Below are 20,690 nucleotides of genomic sequence, written 5' to 3' on the forward strand. Positions count from 1 at the left end.
CTGTCTGTGGAAAGCTGAGGAACATCGCATGAACTACGTTAGACGGCACGAGATGATTATGGAAGTCCTGTTAGGCCAAAAAGAGGTTACAGTCCATGAGCTGAGCGACAAGCTTGGCGTGACGGGAAAAACAATCCGCGAAGACCTGAGCCGGCTGGAGGAGCAAGGCCTCATTCTCCGGGTGCACGGCGGCGCGATGCTGGCGCAGAGCGACCAGTTCGGCATTTTGCCATCCCGCGAGCCCCTCTCCACCTTCCCGAAGGAAAAAACGGAAATTGCCCAGCTTGCGCTGCAGCTCATCGAACCGGACGACATTATTGCCCTGGACGGCGGCAGCACGACGCTGGCCATCGCCCGCGGACTCGGCAATATGCCTCTGACCGTTGTCACCAACGACCTGTACATCATCAGCGAGCTGGTGCCGAGGGACCACATCCGTCTCGTCATTCCGGGCGGCTACCGGGTGCGCAATACCCTGGCCGGCGCCGAAGCCGTCGAATACGTGTCCCGTTTGAATATCAAAAAGGCGTTCGTCTCGGCCACCGCCGTTCATATTGAACACGGCTTGTCCGTATATACCGGAGATTCGCTTGAATACAAGCAGGCACTTGTCCGGACGGCCCGCAGCGTCTATGCGACCATCGATTCCCACAAGTTCGGCAAAGTTGCGCTTCGCACATTCGCCAAGCTGAGCGACATCGACCAGCTGTTAACGGACAGCGGCCTTCCCGTCGAGACGGCAGAGCTGTTCCGCACCGCCGGTGCCGACATTCGCTGCGGTCCGGATCATTCATTTAATCAATGAGGAGAGATAGATTATGTCTAATTTGTTCAGTCTTAAGGGTAAAACTGCAATGGTTACCGGCGCCGCGCAGGGCCTGGGCCAAGGCATCGCCCTGGCGCTCGCCGAAGCCGGCGCTGACCTTGTGTCGGTGTCGCTGACCGCAAGCGGGGAAACCGTGAAGCAGGCCGAAGCGTTTGGCGTCAAGGGGCTGGGCATCGAAGCCGACCTCGGCAATCACAGCACGCTGCAATCCGTATTTGATCAGGCGCTGGAGCTGACCGGCAAAGTCGACATCCTGGTCAACAATGCCGGGATCATCCGCCGCACACCGGCCAAGGACCACAGCGAAAAAGACTGGTTCGACGTCATCAACCTGAACCTGAACACCGTGTTCCTGCTCAGCCAGATTGCCGGCCGCCACATGCTGGAACGCGGATCGGGCAAAATGATCAATATCTGCTCCATGCTCTCCTACCAGGGCGGCATCAACGTGCCTGGCTACACCGCCTCCAAGCACGGCGTTGCCGGCCTAACCAAAGCGTTCGCCAATGAATGGGCGCAATACGGACTGAACATCAACGCGATTGCCCCGGGCTACATGGCAACCGAGAACACTGCGCCGATTCGAGGCGACAAGGACCGCACCCAATCCATCACCGACCGCATTCCCGCTGCGCGCTGGGGTACGCCGGAAGATGTGAAGGGACCGGCGGTGTTCCTCGCTTCCGCCGCTGCCGATTACCTGAACGGCCATGTGCTGTGCGTGGACGGCGGCTGGATGGCGCGTTAAACTTACGCCAAAAAACCGGATGCGGAGATTCTTCTCCGCATCCGGTTTTTATTTGCCTCTGTCTTTTATTGTTTCATTAGCGCTGCAGCCTGCGGCCAGACAATCATTCCGCTGCGGTTCATATACCCCATGATTTCCTCGCGCGAATCCGGAACGAGATAACTGATCACCGCCAATTCGCCGTTAAAGGAGTCAGCCCAATACAACTGCGACTTGATCACGAAGCGGCCGGATGTATTGATATAGCCGTATCGCTGCCCCTCGCTGGCCGGAGCCAGACCGCCTTTGAACAGGCCGCCGGCCGTAAAGCCCTGAATGACTTTAGCCCCCTTCTTGTTGATGTAAAAGGTGACGCCGTTACGTTCAACAAATGCCAGTCCTTCCGAAAACGGCTGTGCCATGCTGAACTGCGGCTTTAGCAGGTAATTCCCGTTTTTGTCGATATAGCCGTATTTGCCGTTCACATACACGGCCGCCGCTCCATCGGAGAACGGGGTGGCATAAACAAACCGCGGGGAGATGCGGAGTTTGCCCGTAGCATCGATATACCCGTATTTGCCACCGGCCGTAAGCGCTACGGCTGCCATGCCTTCGGAGAAATCCGATGTGGCGCTGTAACGGTAAGGGATGACCAGCTCACCCTTTGTGTTGATGTATCCCGAGGCTTTGCCCAGGTTGACCCGCGCCAGACCCTCGGAGAAGGGAAATGCCCGGTGATAGAGGGGCTGGATGGCCACCTTGCCTTGATTGTCGATATATCCGTAACGGGTCGATGTCGCTCCGTCAGCGGTCTGAACCTGCGCCGTATACAGCGCCCGGTCGCTATACAAAATCCCGGCGGCTCTCAGCTTGTATTCGAACAGCTTGCTCCCCGCCGAATCGAAATAATATTGCTTTTTGGCAGCAAGATCCTCAACGTACACCGTACCGCCAGGCTGGCCCGAATATCCGTAACCATCGTACACCGCCTCGATCACAACTTTGCCTTTGCCGTTGATAAAGCCGTATTTACCACCCACCTCGACGGGATACAGCTGGTCGGCTGTCTGTTCAGCCAAAGCGGTCGCTCCGGCTGTTTGCGCAGAAGTTACCTTCGCCGCTTGCGCAGGGGTCGCCCCGGCGGCCTCAGCAGCCAGCGCTTTGTTAAGCGGATGAACCGCCATATTCGTGCCGAACACCATCGTCGTCAATAGAAGGGTTAGAGCCATCTTTTTAAGCACCTGTTGTCCACGCTCCTCAGCGGCTAATTTCCATTCTTTAGTATAGACAGCCCTTGTACGGGTTTTGTTGTGCCGGGTTGGGAGGAAATTACAACAACTTCCCCGCGTGATTATCCGTTCAGCTTGCCATTGTGTGCCCTCTACTAACATTGCATTCCCCCTATTAGAAAAATGCTGCGGCGGCGGTAGTCTTACGGACACCAGAGCCGTTATTTGGCGAAAATGGCCATTATTCACGCACTAACGGACATAGGAGCCGTTATTAAGCGCAAAACGCCTCAAAATCATCCCAGCAAGGAGGAATAACGGCGCTCAGGTCCGTTAATCTGGGAAATAGTGCATTTTTCCCTGAATAGCGGCGCTCAGGTCCGTTAGCATCGTAGGCTCCGGATTCTATCCTCAAAATCATATACCTATTTACTTTACGCAGCGTGCTGATCCTACGTCCAACCGGCACTCCCTTCTGAAGCATTACTTTCAACACACTGGTTACCTCCAACGCCCCTCTCTTTCTGCGATCCACCTACACGTTACCCCTACATTCGCCGTACTTTACTTCTCCCCATCGAACCGGCATGCTTCTCCTACGTTTAACCGGTACTCCCTCCTTACGCATTACTTCAACACACACAGCTTGCGCTCTACCAAGGCACGGCGCATTCGCCATTCACTCACGAAAAAAAGCCCGGCAGCCAGATGGCCCCCGGACTAAACGCTTCACATTGTTATTGCGGCATACACCTGGCGGTCAACAGCAACCTCCGCCTGCCGCACCTGCTCACGGAACCAGCTAACGTAACGCTGCTTGTTCCATTGCTGCACCAGCGTGTCCCGGACGGTCTCGTAGGCCGGCGGCGCGGCCTGCCCGGCGATGCTGTCCTGATACGCCTGCTTCAACTCCGTCTCCTCCGGCCCCCCGTCCTGCTCCATCAGCCACGCCAGAAGACCCAGCACCGTGTTCGATACGACATACCGGTAATACGCCGATTCGCTGTACTCCCGCGGACCGTAGATCACTTCGCCCGCGGCGAGCCGGTCGGCACGCTCCCGGTTCTCCTGCTCCCATGCAGCCAGGAAATCTTCATAGCCCGCTGGCACGGCCAGCCCTGCCTTTTGCGCGGCCTGCTCCCGCACCCGGTCCTCGACCAGCCGCTGCAGCGTCAACTCCTTCAGCCGCTCCAGCGGAGCTTCGCCTCCGCACGAAGCGACCCAGAAATCGGCGGCCCCGGGATCGCAGCCCTCCGTCTGTACATAGGCGTCCAGCGCCGCAGCCCGCTGCTCCGGCATCCGGGCGGCGAATTCCCGCAGCGTAATCGCTGCCCCATTCACCGTGGCGACCACCTGTCGGCTTGCCTCCTGCACCTGCTTGCCCGAGTTCTGACCTTGTCCGCCCACCTCCCGCTCCCTTGTCGCCTGGCCGCTCACCGCCTGGCTTGCCGCCTGCTCCCCCACAGCCTGCTCGCTTATCGCCCGCTCACCTGCCGCCTCCAAGGGCACCTTCCCATCCACCGGTGCCAGAGCCGGCGATGGCCCCAAACGCAGTGCCAGCAGCAGCCCGCCAGCCAGCAACGCCATCGCGCCGCCGACTGTAAAACCCACCCGTTTTCCGCGCCGCCTCCGGCCCATCTCCGCCACTCCTTTTTCGCACCTTATTCCTTACTGCCGCTTATTGCACGACCTTCACATCATCGATCCGGGCCGTGGTGCTGTGCATGCGGATGCCGATTTTGCCCGCAGCGATCGGTGCCGGATCGGTCCATTGCAGCAGCTGCGCCCCGTTCACGGACCCGGTAATCGTTCCGCCGCTCACCGCCGCCTTGACCTCCGCCCACTGGTTCGCCGTAACTGCCACACTTGCGCTGCTGACCAGCGTCAGGGTGCCGGCGCTTTTTTTATACAGCTCCGCTTTGTCGTTCGCATCGTTCAGCCGGAACATGTAGTAGTTGTTATTATCGGCGTAGCGAAGAATCAGCCCTGCGTTCCCCGAAGCGTTCAGCAGCTTGAGGCGCGCCGAACACGTATAATTCGTCCAGGACGCGTTGCCGGCATACGCCAGCGCTTCGACCGAGGTCGCGCTCTGCGTCAGCGTCAGGCTGCCGTCCGCCGCCAGGCTCCAGGTTCCGCCGGAGACCGTCCAGTCGCTGAAACTGTTATCCTCGAAATCGTCCGCGAATATCGTCACCGGCTGCGGAATCGCGCTCTGATACTCAAACGCTCCGATATCCGGCGCCCCGAAATACAGCGTATTGCCCGAGAAGTCCTTGCCGCCGTTGCCGGCCACCGCCACGCCTGCATTCATCAGCGGCGAAGCCGTCTGAAGCTTGAACCCGTCCGCCGTTGCCCGGCTCAAAGCCGTTCCCGGGCTGACGAACTTGGGATCGCCCACGATTTTGGAAGGATCGTTCGCCACGCTGGCATTCAAGCCATAAAAGCTGTTGTGGTCGTACGTCATTCTTGGACTGTTCGTGTACTGTCCGCCCGCCCCATTATAAAAAATATTGTTCGTGTAATACGCCATTCCCGTACTACTGGCATGGGTCAGCGCGCGGTTTTGCGTGCCCGTACGGTAAATAACATTGTTGTAGATGTACAGGTTGCCGCCGCCGTTAATCAGGTTAAATGCCCCGTTGCCGTCGAGATCGTTGTTGCTGATGTTGTAGCGGAAAATATTGTCGTCGGTGTCGTTCATCACGAGCAGCGTTCCGCCCTGGTTGTTATGGCTGTAATTGTACTGATAAATGCTGGAGTTGACCTCCACGTCGAAATCCCACGGCTGGCCGTCCCCTTCCAGCTTCCGGGTATCAAAGGCTTCATTGTACTGAAAAATCGCGCCGGTCGTATAATACGCCCACTGTGCCGCCACAACGGCAATTGGGTCCAGATAACTCACCACGCCGGTATTCACGTCGCAGGCTTTGCCGATGGCATTCGTCGTATTGTATTCGATGAGCGGCGATACCGCAGCGCGGACAAGAATGCCGTCGCGGTGGATTTTCTCCACGTAGTTGCCGCGGATGACCACATTCGTGAACGCATCGAGCTTATGGGTCCAGGCACTGTTCGAAAAAGCGTCCGTCATCGTCTGGATGCCGGTGTCCGCCACATTGATCACCGTATTGTTCTCGATCAGAACATCGTCCCAGGTGCTTTCGGCCGCAGTGGCAGTCGTCCCCCGGGCATGGAAATTGATGCCCCCGGTGCGCCGGTCGGTACCGAAAACGTCGTGAATGTCGAGATTCTTAATGTAGATATGCTTAAAGCTGCCCGCACCGCTTCCTTCGCCGACGACCAGCACGCCATGCCGGCGCATATCCGTCGCCTGCTGGCCGCTCGTAATCTCCAGATTGTTAATTTCCCAATAGGAGACATTGCGCAGCCTAACGCCGAAACCTTCGCCGCCGACGCTCGTGTTGCCGAAATGGATCAGCGGCTTGGCGCCGCTCCCGTATTTATCGACCGTAATCGGACTGGACGCGGTGCCGGACCCCTTGAGATCCAGATACTGGTCGCTCCAGACGCCCCCCGCCTTCAGCAGAATGCGGTCGCCGGGACTAAAGGTAACGCCGTTTACCTTGCCCAGCGTTTTCCAGGCTGCGGTTTCGCTCGTTCCCGCCGCGCTGTCGCTGCCGGCTGCGGCATCGACATAATATGTCGTTCCTGCCGCCCGGGCAACCGGGGCCGCCGAACCGGATAACAGGCTGGTGAACAGCAGGCCGGCCGCGACGAGCAGCGGCACAACGCCGAGCCTGCTTCGTGTTTTTTTCATTAGACGCTCACTCCTTTGCCGTTTGGTATTCGGAAGTCCACGCTTCGCCCAGCCACGCGCCCTGCCGAAGTAATTCGCGCTGCAATTCGGGTACATCCACCCTCCGGCTGCTGCCGTCCGCTTCTGCCGCCATCGCTGCCGCCAGCCCGGCGGCCTGGCCCATGGCGAAGCAGTTGGGCATCACGCGCAGCGAGCCCTGCACGACACGGTCGGAGGAGGCTGCGCGCCCGGCCACCCAGACGTTGTCAAGGCCCACCGGCAGCATGCAGCGGTAAGGCACGCCGTGCGAGCGCCCCGGCGGCAGGTGATGGATATGCATCGCGCCCGAGCTGCGGGCCATGTGAATGTCGATGAAATACGCGTTGCGCGCGATGTCATCGGCAAAAGAAGCCATGCTCATAAAATCTTCCTGCGTTAGCACGTAATCGCCGACGATCCGCCGCGTCTCGCGGATGCCGATCTGCTCCCCGGTCGACAGCAGATGCGCCCGCTCGAACCCCGGCACATACGCCCGAAAGAAATCAAGCTGGCGCTTCACCAGCTTGCGGCCTTCCAGCGCGCCGCGCGTCAAATCCTCCGCCGACGTGCCGTCGATGCCGAAGACATGGCCGAAGTTGACCCCGACCAGATAATCGGCGATCCAGGCCAGGCCGGAGACGGAGTCGCGTCCCTGCGGCAGCTGCCCCTCGGCCTGCGCCTTCTGCACGGCAAGATGAAGCTGCTCCGTGTCGCCGCTCTCCTGCAGATATTGCATGAACCGCAGCCGGTCAACGTTCCCGAGCAGGTAACACATCGTCGCCGCCTGGAGCTCGCCGCTTTCACCGCCTTTATGAAACGGTGCGCCTGCCATGGCAGCCAGATCGGCATCGCCGGTCGCATCGATGACGGTTTTGGCCTGGATGATGCTGCGCCCGGACTTGTTGACGATGACCACACCGTTCACCTTGCGTCCTTCCGCATCCATCAGCGTTTGGCTGACGAACGTGTGCAGCAGCGTTTTGACACCGCTTTCAATAATCGCCTCGTCGTATACACGCTTCAGCACTTCGGGATCGATCGGCACCCAGTCCAGCTCGGTTCCGAAGCGCTCCCGGAATTCCGGCGCACTGCCGGCCTTCATCTTCTCCAGCAGCTCCAGGCCGATGCCGCGGATAATCGCTTTCTCGCCGTCGCTGTACGGACAAAAAGCGGGGACCAGGGCGACCGTACCCATGCCGCCCAGGAATCCCCGCTGCTCGATCAGCAGCGTACGCGCGCCCGCTCTCGCCGCCGACAGCGCGGCGGCAATGCCGGCCGGGCCGCCGCCTGTAACCAGTACATCCACTTCCTGCGATACGGATAACGCCTCCGCAGGCAACACTATTTTCTTCACGCTCATGCTTCTCCTCCTGGGTATACATAAGATGAACTTTAGATTATAACTTAGCCAGTACCGAACTTCCCCTCGATCCTTTTGCCTTTGTTATGTCCTTAGTCCATCTTGAATTTTGTTACTTTCTATTATAGGGAGAAGCCCGGGCGGGCAGCGTGTACCCTGATTGCCTGTTTGCATGCAAAGTTTTGACCTTGGAGACCGCGCGAAATAATGCGCCGCAATTATGCCGGCGACAGCCCCTTACGCTTCCGGTCCGCCGGATGGCGTGAATTGATTTTTGTACTCGCTGGGGCTTTTGCCGCTGTACTTCTTGAAGACCTTGGAGAAATATGCACGGTCCGAGAACCCCAGCGTGTATGCTACGTTCTCCACCGTCTCGTTCGGCCGGCCGAGCATCGTGATCGCCATATTGATTTTGTACTGGTTGACGTAATCGGTGAAATTAACGCCGGCCAGCTTCTTGAAATACCGCGAGAAATAACTCGCGTTCAAATGCAGATGCTCCGCCATGTCGACGGACGTAATCATCCGGTCGACATGCTCGTCAAGGTATTGGTCGATGGCCTGCAGGCGGATATCCTTGCCGGGATCGGTACTCGGCGCAAGCGTGTGCTGCCGCCACAGATTTCGCAGCTCCCGTTTGGTCAGGCGGGCCGCTTCTTCGATATGCACGGCTTGCTGCAGCCACACGAAGAAGTGGCTTTCCGCCGCGCCGCCCGATTCGAATACCATCTGGCGCACAAAGTCGCCGCAGATTTCCTTGACCAGCCGGGGCAGCAGCCGTTCGGAGGTCACCTGCTGGATCCACGGATTCACCGCCATGTCGATCCAAGCCGCGTTGCCTTCTTCCAGCGCCAGCGACAGCATGGACCGCTCTTTGTCCCAGCGCCGCTCGGTCATCGGCTGGTACTCCGTCCGCGGCTCCAGCGCGGTAATCGCCTTCGTCTCCCGATCGGGATCATAGAAGCCGGCGTCCCGGCAGTCGTTCAGCATCCGGTACACCGTATGGAATTGCGGAAGCGGCACCGTCTGTGCCGCATAAAAGCCCCGTACGTCCATCTTGAGATACTGCTCCGCTTTTTCCCGCACCGCATCCATAAAATCCAGCAGCGGCTGGAAGGAAACCGACGGGTCCGCCACATTCCATATTAAATAGATTCCGGCATCCTCTGTCATGATCGGCGTGATCTCCCGCGAAGCCGCGGACAGCTCCAGCGCGATATTAGCCACGGCAAAATGAATCAGCGGCAAATCCGCGTAGCGGTAGCGCTCGGTCAGCGAAGCGGCGTCGATATGAATGAAGCCCTGGCGGAAATACGGCAGCTTCCAGGAGATGCCCAGCCGTTCGCCGAGGAGCAGCGTCTGCTCCGCATCGCTTCCCGGTGACAGGAGCTGCTTCAGGAAGCTCAGCCGCAGCACCTCCTTGTTGCGCTCGATCGCCTGCCGGAACGAATAACGTTCCAGCAGCTCCTCGCGGGTGCGGAAGCGGCTAATTGCTTTGCTTACACTGGCTTTGAGCTGTTCGGGCGACAATTCATCCTTGATCAGATAATCGTCGGCTTCCAGCTGAAACGCCCGTTTCGAATATTGGAAATCCTCGTAGCAGGTCAGAAAAATCAGCCGTACCTCCGGTTTGGTGATGCGGAACGCCTCGGCCAGCTCAAGCCCGTCCATCCCCGGCAGGCCGATATCGACGATGACCAGATCCGGCAGCGTCTGATGGAACTCCTCCAGCGCCTGCCCGCTGCTTGAAGCCGAAGCCACCAGCTTCAGCTCCAGGTTCAGCGAATCCAGCAAATACGCCACATAGTCCAGCATCGGAACATCGTCATCGATCAGCATTACGGTCATCATCGTTATCGGCCTCCTTGCTGTTTGTAACCGGAATGGTTAGGGTAAAGCATAATCCGCCGCCCTCGCGCGGCGTTACCGTGATCCGCGCCTGATAGCCGTACAGCACCTGCAGCCGGCGCGCGGTATTGATCAGGCCTACGCCCTTCTCCTGCTGCTGCTGCGGCGCGTGATCATCCTCGGCTTCCGTCAGCCGCCGGCCTAGCCGTGTGATCATTTCGTCCGGGAGCCCCCGTCCGTTGTCGCTGATTGTAATCTGCAGCTTCTGCCCTTGCAGCTCCGTATGCAGTTCAATCAGCGGATGCTCCGGCCGCGAAGCAAAGCCGTGATAAATCGCATTCTCGACAATCGGCTGCAGCAGCAGCCGGGGCAGCTCAAGCGCTTCCGTCCCTTCTCCCAGCTCATAACGGAAAGCGATGTCCAGCCGGTTGCGGATCTGCATGACCTGGATGTAGCTTCCAAGCACCCTGCATTCCTCTTCCAGCTTCAGCGGGCGGTCGACATGGACATACGCGCGGAGCAGCTTCATCAGCGCGTCGATCATATTGCCGTGCACCGGATCGCCGGCCAGCAGCAGATTCACCTTGATCGAATTCAGCGTGTTCAGCAGAAAATGAGGCCGGATCTGCGCGGCGAGCGCCTGGAGCTCCAGCAGCCTTTTCTCCTCCTGCTCGCTCTCCACCTGCTGCAGCAGCCCGTTGATATCCTCCAGCATTTGGTTGAACGAAGCGGACAGCACCGCGACCTCGTCCTTGCCTTTGACCGGAATCCGCACATCCCGTTTGCCGCCGACATACTGCTTCACGCTCGAGCGGAGCAGACTGATCGGGCGGTTGATATGCCGGACCCAGAGCATGGACAAGATCAGAAACGCCACGAAAAACAATCCGACCACCGAAAGCGTTACCAGAAATTCGCGGTTGATCTGGCTGTCGATGAGTCCGCGGGGCATCTCCCCGGACAGCACCCAGCCCGTCTTCGGGATGTCTACCTTGTTCACCAGCCTGTCTCCGGATTTCACCGCCGCTCCCCCGCCCTTCACGGCAATCAAGCCGCCGGAACGGTCGGTCAGCGAGAACAGGATATCGGGATTGCCCGTATCCAGCAGGCTGTGGAAGTACGCTTTCGGAATGCCGATATAGAGCGTGGCCAGCTGCTCATGGTTGCGCGGATCGATAATAAAACGGGCGGCGTAGTAGTAATCGGGGCCGGAAGGGGCCGCGCCCGAAGGAAACCACTGGAGTGCCGTCGTCTCCTTCCCGTCCAGCCGGCCGCTCTCCTGCACAAAATCGGCCGGCAAGGGGGAGAAAATCGGCGCGTTGTCGTCGCCGAGAATGATTTTGTCCGCGCGGTTGACCAGCATCAGCTTGAGATTGGCATCCGACGACTGCATCGACAGGATAGCCGCCATGGACTTCAGCCGGGAGTAATGGGCAAAGGTCTGGAAATCGGCAAAGCTTCCGGCATCCTTCAGATGCCGAAAGCTTTCCAGAATATCCGGGTTGTTCGATTGGGCGAAATAAACGGAGGCAAACGAGATATTGTCGATCGTTTTTCCGATCTGGTTGGCGATGACCGTAAGGGTCTCTTCGTTTGAGCGCGCCAGCTTGTCGCTGACATTCTGCTTCACCGAAGAATACGACCAGAAGGTAACGGCGATAAAGGGGAACAGGATCAGGATCAGAAACGAAAACTGCAGTTTGCGATGGAACGAAAAGCGGGTTAGCCATTCCATGATGAGATCATCCTTATCCTGTAAGCTCCATAACGTCCTTTTATTATAAGCCCTTACCGCTGCCGCCGGCCTGACATTATCTTCTTATTTGTTCGCTTCGACCACTTTTTTCACTTCGTCCGTCATTTCCGCTTTCACGTCATCGAAGCTGCGGTTATCGAGCATGTAGCTGGAGAAACCGTTCTCCACAATCGTTTTCAGCTCGGAGCCGTAAGGCACGCTGAAGGTATCCGGCATTTGGTTGCGCGGATCGAACAAGGTGTTCGCCAGGGACTCGGTGTCGATCAGATCCTGGTTGTCCTTGAAGAATTCATTGATCAGCGCTTTGCCGTCCACGCCTTTGTAGGCCGGAATCTCTTTCGTAAACTTGGCCGATTCCTTCGTCATCCAGCGGATAAAGTCATACGCGGCATCCTTATGCTCCGATTTCGCGCCGATCGCCAGCCCGCCGCCGGAGATGTTGGTCATGCCCAATTCGGTGGAATCCACGGAACGCGGCACCGGCGCATACACCATCTGGAATTCATGCGGGAATTTCTCGAGGTTCAAGCCTGCTCTTACCGCATAGCTCGGCACGACCAGCATGCTGGCATTGCCGGCAAAAAACTGCTGAAGGACATGGTAATTGGAGGCCAGTACATCGGCATACGGCTCCACGCTTTTGTCTTCCTGTTCCATCGCCCGGCGCAGCTCGAAGAAATATTTAAAGGACGGGTCGTCGAAGATCGGGTTCAGGTCGGCATCGAGCTGCGGATTCGGACGCTCGGTGTAGGCGATGATATTCGGGTATTCGCCCCAGGTATGGAAGTAGGTGCCGTAATGCCCGTCCATGGTCAGCTTTTTCGCATAGCCGCGGAAGTCATCCCAGGTCCAGCCCATTTCCGGAAGCTGCAGGCCCGCTTTGTCCAGATGCTCGCGGTTGAACACGGTGAACCATTGGGTCGAGCTGTTCAAGAGCCCGTAGATGTTGCCGTCCAGCTTGATCACCTTGTTGTATTCGTCTTCGGACTTTACACCTTCCTTGTCAAAGAACGGGTTAAGCGGTTCCACAACGCCGCGCGAAGCGCGTTCCAGCAGTTCCTCTTCGTTGCCGGTCATGAAGACGTCCACCACTTCGCCGCTCGCAACCAGGATGTCCAGCTTCTTCATGAAATCCGTGCTGTCGCTGTTCTGTACCAGGGAGACATACTCCACTTCTACTTTATCCTGGGATTCATTGTAGGCTTGAACGGCTTGATACATCGGTTCCTCCGGCTTGCTTGCCTTAAAGGTATAGAATTTAATCTTCTCCTTGCCTGCCGGCTGTTCGGATGCTGCTGCTTGTTCGGTCGATGCCGGAGCGTCCGTTGCCGCTGCATTGTTGCCTCCGTTGTTGTTGTTGCCGCATGCGGTAATGGAGAACAGCAGACACAGGCTGGTCAGCCATATGGATGTTTTCTTCAAAATCGATTCCCCCTCGTATTGGTTGCTGCAGGCTCATTATACTATCCCGCTTTCGCCCATACCGTGTACTGGATTGCGGTGGGCGCGTAGACATTTTTGACCTTTGGCCGGAGCCTTACGGCGCCTGCCTGAATCCCTCTTACCCTTTTACCCCGCCAATGGCAATGCCTTCGATAACCTGCTTTTGCAATGCCAGGAACAGCGCCAGCAGCGGCAGGATTGCCGCAACGGAGGCCATCATCATGACCGCGATGCGCGTGCCGAATTCCTCCTGGAAAAACTGCATCCCGAGCGGAATCGTGTACAGCTTGGTCGAGTTCAGCATGATCAGCGGCCCCTGGTAATCGTTCCAGGTCCAGATGAACTTGATTATGCCCACCGTTGCCAGGATCGGCCGGCTCAGCGGCACCATGACGCTCCAGAAGATGCGGAGGAATCCGGCACCGTCCAGCTCGGCCGCTTCCAGCAGATCGTTGTGGATGCCCGCCATGAACTGCCGCAGCAGGAAGGCGAAATAACTGGAGAACATGCCCATCAGGATGAGCGCGCCATGGGAGTCGTACAGTCCCAATTCCTTGATCAAAATATACCGCGGCACCAGCGTCGCCTGCTCCGGAATCATCATGAACGCCAGCATCAGGCTAAAGACGAGCCCTCTGCCCTTGAAGTCCAGCTTCGACAAGGCGTAGCCGGCCATCGAGGAGATGAGGATCGTCGCCAGCGTGGAGATCAGCGCGATCTTGATCGAGTTCATGTAGAACAACCCGAAAGAGACGTCGCCCAGCCACACCGCTTTGAAATTGCTCACCAGATTCCATTCCTTCGGAATCCACTGGATCGGAAACGTCCACACCTCCCGTTCCGTTTTGGCCGCGGCGGACAGCATCCAGATCAGCGGCAGCAGGAAAAATGCGGACAGCACGGCGAACAGCACCGTCAAAACCAGGTTGCTTGTCTTGAATTTTTTAAGTGTCATGTCACGGGTTCCTTTCGCTAGGGTCTAATAATGGACTTTCCGGCTTTGCGTAATCCACGTAATTGAGGTTACAAGCATGATGATCAGGAACAGCACCCAGGACATTGCCGAGGCGTACCCCATCTTGAACCGCTCGAACCCTTCCTCGTAGATCTGGTACACAATGACCGTACTGGAGTAGTTAGGACCGCCGTTCGTCAGGAACTTGATCATGTCAAACACTTTAAAGGAGGAAATCGTACTCGTAATTGCCAGGAAAAACGTCGTCGGTCCCAGCAGCGGCACCGTAATCCGCCGGAACTGCTGAATGCCCGTTGCCCCGTCAATCGTTGCGGCTTCGTACAGTTCCTCCGGAATATTCGTCATGCCTGCCAGAAAGATAATCATCTGATACCCGAGAATCTGCCAGACATAAATGACCATGATGGCGATCAGCGAAAAGCTGGTGTCCACCAGCCAGCGCGGCGGATGGGACATCCCGAGCTGGATCAGCAGCTGGTTCAGCGGACCTTTGGACGGATGGTAGAGCGCCTGCCAGACCGCGGCGATCGCGACCGTAGAACAGATATAAGGAATGAAGAAGGCAACTTTGAAAAAGGTTTTGCCGTACAGCTTTTTATGGATCAGCGCCGACAGGATAATGCCCAGGAGCATCGTCAGCGGCACCGTCCCGACTGTAAACAGCACGTTGTTCTTCAGTGCCAGTATAAAGTGATTATCCTTAAACAGGTTAACAAAATTGTCGATCCCGATAAAATGGATGGCCGACAGCCCGCCGACCAGATTCCATTCGGTAAAGCTCAGAAACAAGCTGAACAGCAGCGGGAACACCGACAGAATCAGCATGCCGATCACTTCCGGAGCGATAAAAATCCACCCTGCCCACTGCTCGCGCCGTTTGCGGGTCCAGTAGGCACGTTTTGCCGGCGCAGCCGCCGTCTTCTGCGCAAGAACCTGCTCACTCACCGGCATGCACCTCCGATTCCACGGCGGCGTCCGGCAGATAGGCGCCCTCTTCCTTCAGCCGCCGGCGCAGCTCGGCTATATCTACGGCGTGCACGTCGGACTCCGCCTGCTTCGATGCCAGTGCCGCCGCCAGTCCTGCCGCCTCGCCCATCGCCAGGCAGACCGGCATCACCCGTACGCTGCCCAGCACCTGGCGGTCGCAGGAGATGCTCCGGCCGGCCACCAGCACATTGCGCAGGCCCTTCGGCGTCAGGCAGCGGTACGGAATGCCGTGCGATTCACCCGGACCGTACAACGTAATCGCCAGGCTGGAGCCGGTCCCGCTCTGCTGCTCCTTTTTGTTCCCGTGGATGTCGAGAAAATAGCTGTTGCGGCAAATCTCGTCCGTAAAGCTTCTGCGTTCGATATAGTCTTCGGCGGTCAAAATATAATCGCCAATGATCCGCCGCGATTCCCTGGTCCCGATCAGCGTGCCGGTGCTCATGACAAAGGCGTTGCCGAAAGCGGCGGGATGAACATCGGCCAGCATATCACGGTACGCCTCCGCCATTCTGCGGCCTTCCATCATCGCCTGGGAGACAGTGAACGTGTCGGTGTTGTCCACGCCCCACAGATGTCCGGCGTTAAAACCGACGGCCTGCGGCGCGATCTGATTGTTGCACAGATGCGTGTCCGGAATGCCCGGATAGTCGCCGGAACGGAACGCCTCGTGAATCGGGCTGTCCGGATTTTCGGCATGCAGCTTCGGGCCGTTCAGGTAGGCGTAGTCGTCCACGTTGCCGAGAACGAAGCAGTGCGTCGCCGGCTGCAGCTCCCCGGTCGTCTCGTCGCCCTTCTCGTATTCCGCCCCCGCCCAGGCAGCGACATCCCCGTCGCCAGTGCAGTCGACGTATACGTTGGCGCGGAACGCCTGAAGCCCGCCTTTATTCAGCACGACGATGGCTGTCACATTGCCGTCTTCGTCCCGTTCCACATCGGCGAGCGTGGTCAGGAACAGCACGCTGGCGCCGGCTTCCGTCACCAGATCGTCGTAGACCCGCTTGAGCTTCTCCGGCTCGATCGGCACCCAGTCCAGCGCATCCGGACGGACATGCGGCATCTGCGCCTTCAGGGTCTCGAACACTTTTTCCGCCAGGCCGCGGTAGACAATCTTCTGTTTATCGGAAAACGGGCACCAGGCCGGAACCAGCCCCGAGGTGCCCATGCCGCCCAGGCTTCCGGTCGCTTCGATCAGCAGCGTGCGCGCCCCTTCCCGGGCCGCCGCAGCCGCTGCGGTGCATCCCGCCGGACCGCCGCCGACGACAATGACGTCAAAGTCGGTATTGAAAGGAATTGGTTTGCTTCTGAGTGTGTAACTATCCATATAAGCCTCGCTTTCCCGGCAGCCTTTCATGCGTGAAGCCCGGCCGCCGTGCTTCTATGGATTCATTGTAGCAAGCGGCATTTGCGATTACGGTATAGCCTGCCGACCCGTTCATGTGCAATATTTTGACTTGAATTTGGGAGAGGGTACTGTGGAGGCCTATGGGCCCGTGAAGGAGCGGGCGTTGTACCCCCGGCTCTTGACAGCTCGCGGTGAAAAGCTTATGGGTATATACATACAACATCCGGGGGGGGAATGATCATGACCATCTTGGCGGTGTATCGCTGGGGAGATAAAGCCGTATTCGCATCAGACTTCCGCGTTTCGTTCCGTGCCGGAAACCAGGTAGATGTGATGTCCAAGTTTATGCGTTTTGGAGATCGGCTTGGGATTTTTATTGCCGGCGATGTGAGCTTATGGAGAGGCGCCGTGCCGATTATTGAAGGCGTTAGGGATCGTCTTACTTTAGAGAATGCGGTTCAGGACGATGGACCGTTAAAGCTGGCCCTGCAGCGTTATACCGAGTCGCTCAATACTGCAAATCATCCGTCTTATGGCGGAATCGGGGTAATGGTGGATGCCGAAGGGCAAAGGAACGCCGTATTTAGCATCAACGGGCAAGCGGGATACGGCGTTTCTATCTCCTCTATAGAGGACGGATGTACGGTGATGGGAAGCGGCCAGGCCGTCCCGATGATTCAGGAGCATCTTCGTCTTCAACTGGAAGCCATCACTTCGCGTCTCGATGATCCCTATGATGTCGAAGCTTTTCTAAGCCGCGAAACGTTGAATTGGATTAGCCGCTGCGGAGCATCCGCCTTTCGCAAATTGGGCATCACCCCTGCCTTGGCTACTTCACGGGTAGAGCAAGGCAGCTTCAATATGACCGGGGTAGAAGTCAACGGCAGCGTCATTTCAGTCGATGATGGATCTTCAACACACTATCATTATACTTTTGAGCGTATAGAGGATCAGATCATGCTGCTCGACCATCGTAAACAGAGAAGTTTTATGGTAAACGAGATTGTGGACTTTTCTGTGCGTACAGACGATGAACTCTTCGACCCGGAAGGATTAAGCGAGGGATTCGACCCCACCCCCTATGCGGTCGAGGGCAGCGTATTTTTCATGAACCAGCGGGTTACTGGCTCAAGAGTGACACGCCAACTCTTTCGGACCGCGACATTTGAATATCGCAATCAAACGCTGTGCCATCCGGGATACGAGCTGTTGGCCGGACAAGTCTTGACGGAGCTCGACGTGCACGAAAGAGAAGCCTATCAGCCTACCAGGGAAATCGGCTTAGTGATCCCCCCCGAGAAAGTCGGCTCGTTTGTAGCAGGGGTCGGACATCAGATCCAGAATCATGAATGGATGGCGGAGCATATCGCCAATTACCATGAAATCTACCGAAGCGCATGAATGTGTCCCGCCGGCATCATCCCGTTTTACCATTTAAAAGATAAAAATGAGGCAAAAGCGTTATTTTTTCAAAATCGGTGGTATAATGAAAGCAACAGCAGTAAACAAAAAGAAGACGCGATGCGGACACATCGCGCCTTTGACAAAAGCCGGCGGGAGACCACGGCGTTGATGAGTGAAGAATCGCCGGTTAAGGGCCCAACCTATCCCCGGCGGTTTTTCTTTTTGCGGCCTTGCCTCCAAGTGCTGAGCAGCTTCGTAACTCCTGCCGAGATCGTGACGAGCTTGACCAGCCCGTCGAGCACCTTAAGACAAACCTCAAGAAATGACATGGCATCACCTCCTTTCGGAGCTACGCCATGCCTGTCCCGCCGGATGTTTTGTCTCTATTATTATACCATTTTTTGATAGATTGCCCTAGAGAAATCTACGTTTTTACCCGCTGTAAACCCGCATTCCAGCGCTATTTTCCCACTTGCGACGCATGCCGTGCATTCGCTTCCTGCAGCACTTCGCCTGCTCTCTCCGCTTAATCAGCTCGGTCCGTTCTTTACCAGAGAAGGAGTGGCTTTTATTCTAGGGAGCGACAGTCTAACGGACACAGGAGGCGTTATTTTACGAAAAATCAGCATATCTGCAATGTTACGGACCTGAGACCCTCAAACCCCCGTTCTTTATGCCCATTTTCTTCATGCCAAGCCCCTTTCTCTTGCATTAAGCTCGCTAGCGCCATGACCGGATTCAGCAGAATCCACAGCAGCACCAACATTTTATGACAACTGCTGAATTTGTTCCGCATGTGCGGTTCATCCACCTCCTTGAATGACTGCCATTAAACGGGGTAATAATAATACATCATGAAAAAAAGAGGTGCTTCCAGATGAACCAGCCTGTAGATAACCGCCAAGAGACCATTGAAAAAGTCCGCGACCTGATCAAAGGCATCGATGTCGCGATGCTGACCACCGTTACGGATGAAGGCCTGGTCTCGCGGCCGATGAAAACCCAGGAAGTGGAGTTTGACGGCGATCTCTGGTTCCTGACCAAAAAGGATACCAGCAAATATGACGAGATCAAACATAACCAGGAAGTAAACGTGGCTTACGTGGACAAGTCGTATGTCTCGATCCGCGGAAACGCCGAAATCGTCACCGACCGGGATAAAGTCAAGCAATTCTGGACGGTAGCGCACGAGAAGTTCCTGCAGACGACGAGCGACGATCCCAACGTCATTCTGATTAAGATCAACACGCACACGGCCGAGTATTGGGAAACGGGCAATTGGGTAAAGGTCGTGAAGCATTTTGTCCAGCGGATGGCCGGAAAAGACCCCGAAAACGCCGAGCTCAACAAAACCGTCCAACTGTAAGCTCAGGCAAATGAAGGCGTAGTTAAACGCTCTCATGATTACCCGGACGTTGTTGTCTAGCGATAACTATTCCCTGCCGATCCACTTCAACCTCCAAAACTGGAGGTTAAGCAATCTAATTCAAAACAGCCCCATGCAGCGCGAAAAGCATTTTCCGCTGCACGGGGCTGTTTTGCGAAAATTACCGAATTACTGCTCTTTGTTCCGGCCAAGCAATCCGCTCAGCGCCTCCGTTACGTTCATCCCGGTCAGCGTCTGGGTCAGTTCAGGCACCTGCGCCATGATTTTGGCGATGTCGCCGGTGATTTTGTTCACTCCGGAAGAAGCGCCGTCCTGAGAGATTACCGTAATCTTGTCGACCTTGGCCAGCGGGGAAGCGATCCGTTCCGCCAGCTCCGGCAGCACTTTCAGGAACTCCACGGTGAGCGCGGCTTGCGTGAATTGTTTGTACGCTTCGGCTTTTTTCTCCAAGGCTCCCGCTTCCGCGGCCCCGGCCAGCTGCACGATTTCCGCATTCGCTTTCCCTTTCGCCAGCTCCGCTTCCGCCGTGGCCAGCCCGCGTTTGGTCGTTGTGGCCGCCTCGGCTTCCGCCTCGAGAATTTGCCGCTGCTTGGCAGCTTCCGCCCGCATGATCGTCGCCTGATTCTCTGCTTGGGCCGGCTTGATGACGGTGGCCTCCAGCTCCTTCTGTCTCAGTTCCACTTCGATTTCGCGGACGGTCCGGTTGGCTTCCGCTTCCATCTGCGTGATTTTGACCTGCTCGGTCACGAGCGACTGCTTGATCTTGTTCTGCTGCAATTCATAGGCCAAGTCCGCCTGCGCTTTCTTGACTTCCGTCTCCAGCTTGAACTCAGCCTGCTTGATGTTCAGCTCTTTCTCGAACAGCGATTCCTTGGCGCGGGCCGCCGTTTCCGCTTCAATGGTGGACTGGTGCGCATTCGCTTTGGCGATGGAAGATTCCTTTTCAGCCTCGGCCTGCTTGATCTGAATGTCGCGTTCCGCTTCGGCCTTGGCGATGCTGGCGTCGCGGCGAATCCGTTCAATCTCCGGAACCCCCATGTTGTCGATGTACCCTTTGTCGTCGGTAATCTTCTTGATCGTGAAGCTGACGACCTCCAATCCCATCTTGTCGAGATCCTCCGAGCAGGTCTCCCGCATCTTGCTGTTGATTTCATCCGGCGTCTTCAGAATGGACTCCACCGTCAATTGCCCGATCAGGCCCCGCAAGTGGCCTTCCACCGAATGCAGGATAATCGTCTCGCGGTCTTCCTCCGGGCGGTCGATGAACTGCTCGCTGGCCGTCAGAATCGCGGTCGGATCGCTTTTGATCTTGATCTGGGCTACCGCCTCCAGGTTTAGCTTGATGCCCTGCCGGGAGAACATCGCCTGCGCCGGGATGACATCGAAGCTCATCAGCATCATGGAGATGGTTTTGCTGTTCTGAAAGCCGGGGATGACGAACGTCCCGCCGCCTTGCACGACTCTTTTTCCGCCGAGACCGAATACGATCATCGCCTGATTGGGCGGTACCTTTTTATACGCGTTCACGATGCTGAGCAGGGCCAGCAGGATAACAACAACAATGCCCCCGATTAAATATAGAATGACCATTCGGTTCGACACTCCCTAT

General features: G+C 57.0%; 16 protein-coding genes. 4 read left to right on the plus strand and 12 right to left on the minus strand.

Annotation, left to right across the window (positions count from 1 at the left end):
- Positions 1–28: 28 nt before the first annotated feature.
- Complete coding sequence (locus BMW84_RS21230; protein WP_091071810.1) at positions 29–805, plus strand: DeoR/GlpR family DNA-binding transcription regulator; 777 nt, start codon at positions 29–31, stop codon at positions 803–805.
- A gap of 13 nt (positions 806–818) precedes the next feature.
- Complete coding sequence (kduD, locus tag BMW84_RS21235; protein ID WP_091071812.1) at positions 819–1,574, plus strand: 2-dehydro-3-deoxy-D-gluconate 5-dehydrogenase KduD; 756 nt, start codon at positions 819–821, stop codon at positions 1,572–1,574.
- Between the two features lie 65 nt (positions 1,575–1,639).
- Here kduD and BMW84_RS21240 read toward each other — a convergent pair whose 3' ends face one another.
- The 10 genes from BMW84_RS21240 to BMW84_RS21285 all read right to left on the minus strand — a co-directional run bounded on the left by BMW84_RS21240 (position 1,640) and on the right by BMW84_RS21285 (position 16,269).
- Positions 1,640–2,782, minus strand: coding sequence for a WG repeat-containing protein (locus tag BMW84_RS21240; RefSeq protein WP_175498961.1), 1,143 nt, complete (start codon positions 2,780–2,782; stop codon positions 1,640–1,642).
- Positions 2,783–3,511: 729 nt separating this feature from the next.
- Positions 3,512–4,420 (minus strand): SurA N-terminal domain-containing protein, encoded by a 909-nt coding sequence (locus BMW84_RS21245; RefSeq protein WP_091071815.1) that lies wholly within the window; start codon positions 4,418–4,420, stop codon positions 3,512–3,514.
- A gap of 40 nt (positions 4,421–4,460) precedes the next feature.
- Positions 4,461–6,560, minus strand: coding sequence for a 3-keto-alpha-glucoside-1,2-lyase-like domain-containing protein (locus BMW84_RS21250; protein WP_175498963.1), 2,100 nt, complete (start codon positions 6,558–6,560; stop codon positions 4,461–4,463).
- Positions 6,561–6,567: 7 nt separating this feature from the next.
- The gene (locus BMW84_RS21255; protein ID WP_091071819.1) at positions 6,568–7,938 is read right to left on the minus strand and encodes an FAD-dependent oxidoreductase; all 1,371 of its coding nucleotides are present in this window, start codon (positions 7,936–7,938) and stop codon (positions 6,568–6,570) included.
- Positions 7,939–8,175: 237 nt separating this feature from the next.
- Positions 8,176–9,789, minus strand: a complete 1,614-nt coding sequence (locus tag BMW84_RS21260; RefSeq protein ID WP_091071821.1) for a response regulator transcription factor — start codon at positions 9,787–9,789, stop codon at positions 8,176–8,178.
- Positions 9,764–11,521, minus strand: a complete 1,758-nt coding sequence (locus BMW84_RS21265) for a sensor histidine kinase (protein WP_091071823.1) — start codon at positions 11,519–11,521, stop codon at positions 9,764–9,766. The genes BMW84_RS21260 and BMW84_RS21265 overlap by 26 nt, the downstream gene beginning before the upstream one ends.
- 84 nt (positions 11,522–11,605) lie before the next feature.
- Positions 11,606–12,964: an ABC transporter substrate-binding protein gene (locus tag BMW84_RS21270; protein WP_091071825.1), complete on the minus strand. Its 1,359-nt coding sequence runs from the start codon at positions 12,962–12,964 to the stop codon at positions 11,606–11,608.
- A gap of 139 nt (positions 12,965–13,103) precedes the next feature.
- Positions 13,104–13,940 carry a carbohydrate ABC transporter permease gene (locus BMW84_RS21275; RefSeq protein ID WP_091071827.1) on the minus strand — a complete coding sequence of 279 codons (837 nt, stop codon included), beginning with the start codon at positions 13,938–13,940 and terminating at the stop codon, positions 13,104–13,106.
- 24 nt (positions 13,941–13,964) lie between these two features.
- Complete coding sequence (locus BMW84_RS21280) at positions 13,965–14,912, minus strand: carbohydrate ABC transporter permease (RefSeq protein ID WP_091071828.1); 948 nt, start codon at positions 14,910–14,912, stop codon at positions 13,965–13,967.
- On the minus strand, positions 14,899–16,269 hold the full coding sequence (locus BMW84_RS21285) for an FAD-dependent oxidoreductase (RefSeq protein ID WP_091071919.1): 1,371 nt from the start codon (positions 16,267–16,269) through the stop codon (positions 14,899–14,901). The genes BMW84_RS21280 and BMW84_RS21285 overlap by 14 nt, the downstream gene beginning before the upstream one ends.
- 261 nt (positions 16,270–16,530) lie before the next feature.
- Here BMW84_RS21285 and BMW84_RS21290 point away from each other — a divergent pair, with 261 nt between their 5' ends.
- The gene (locus BMW84_RS21290) at positions 16,531–17,691 is read left to right on the plus strand and encodes a hypothetical protein (protein ID WP_091071830.1); all 1,161 of its coding nucleotides are present in this window, start codon (positions 16,531–16,533) and stop codon (positions 17,689–17,691) included.
- Positions 17,692–17,894: 203 nt separating this feature from the next.
- On the opposite strand, the gene BMW84_RS25180 is transcribed toward BMW84_RS21290, so the two are convergent.
- Positions 17,895–18,023, minus strand: a complete 129-nt coding sequence (locus BMW84_RS25180; RefSeq protein ID WP_302848107.1) for a hypothetical protein — start codon at positions 18,021–18,023, stop codon at positions 17,895–17,897.
- A gap of 548 nt (positions 18,024–18,571) precedes the next feature.
- Here BMW84_RS25180 and BMW84_RS21295 point away from each other — a divergent pair.
- Positions 18,572–19,060: a pyridoxamine 5'-phosphate oxidase family protein gene (locus tag BMW84_RS21295; protein ID WP_091071832.1), complete on the plus strand. Its 489-nt coding sequence runs from the start codon at positions 18,572–18,574 to the stop codon at positions 19,058–19,060.
- 189 nt (positions 19,061–19,249) lie between these two features.
- On the opposite strand, the gene BMW84_RS21300 is transcribed toward BMW84_RS21295, so the two are convergent.
- Positions 19,250–20,671: a flotillin family protein gene (locus tag BMW84_RS21300; protein WP_091071833.1), complete on the minus strand. Its 1,422-nt coding sequence runs from the start codon at positions 20,669–20,671 to the stop codon at positions 19,250–19,252.
- Positions 20,672–20,690 lie beyond the last annotated feature (19 nt).

Origin of the sequence: Paenibacillus sp. NFR01 (assembly GCF_900111565.1) — a bacterium.
Classification (GTDB): Bacteria; Bacillota; Bacilli; order Paenibacillales; family Paenibacillaceae; genus Paenibacillus_AQ.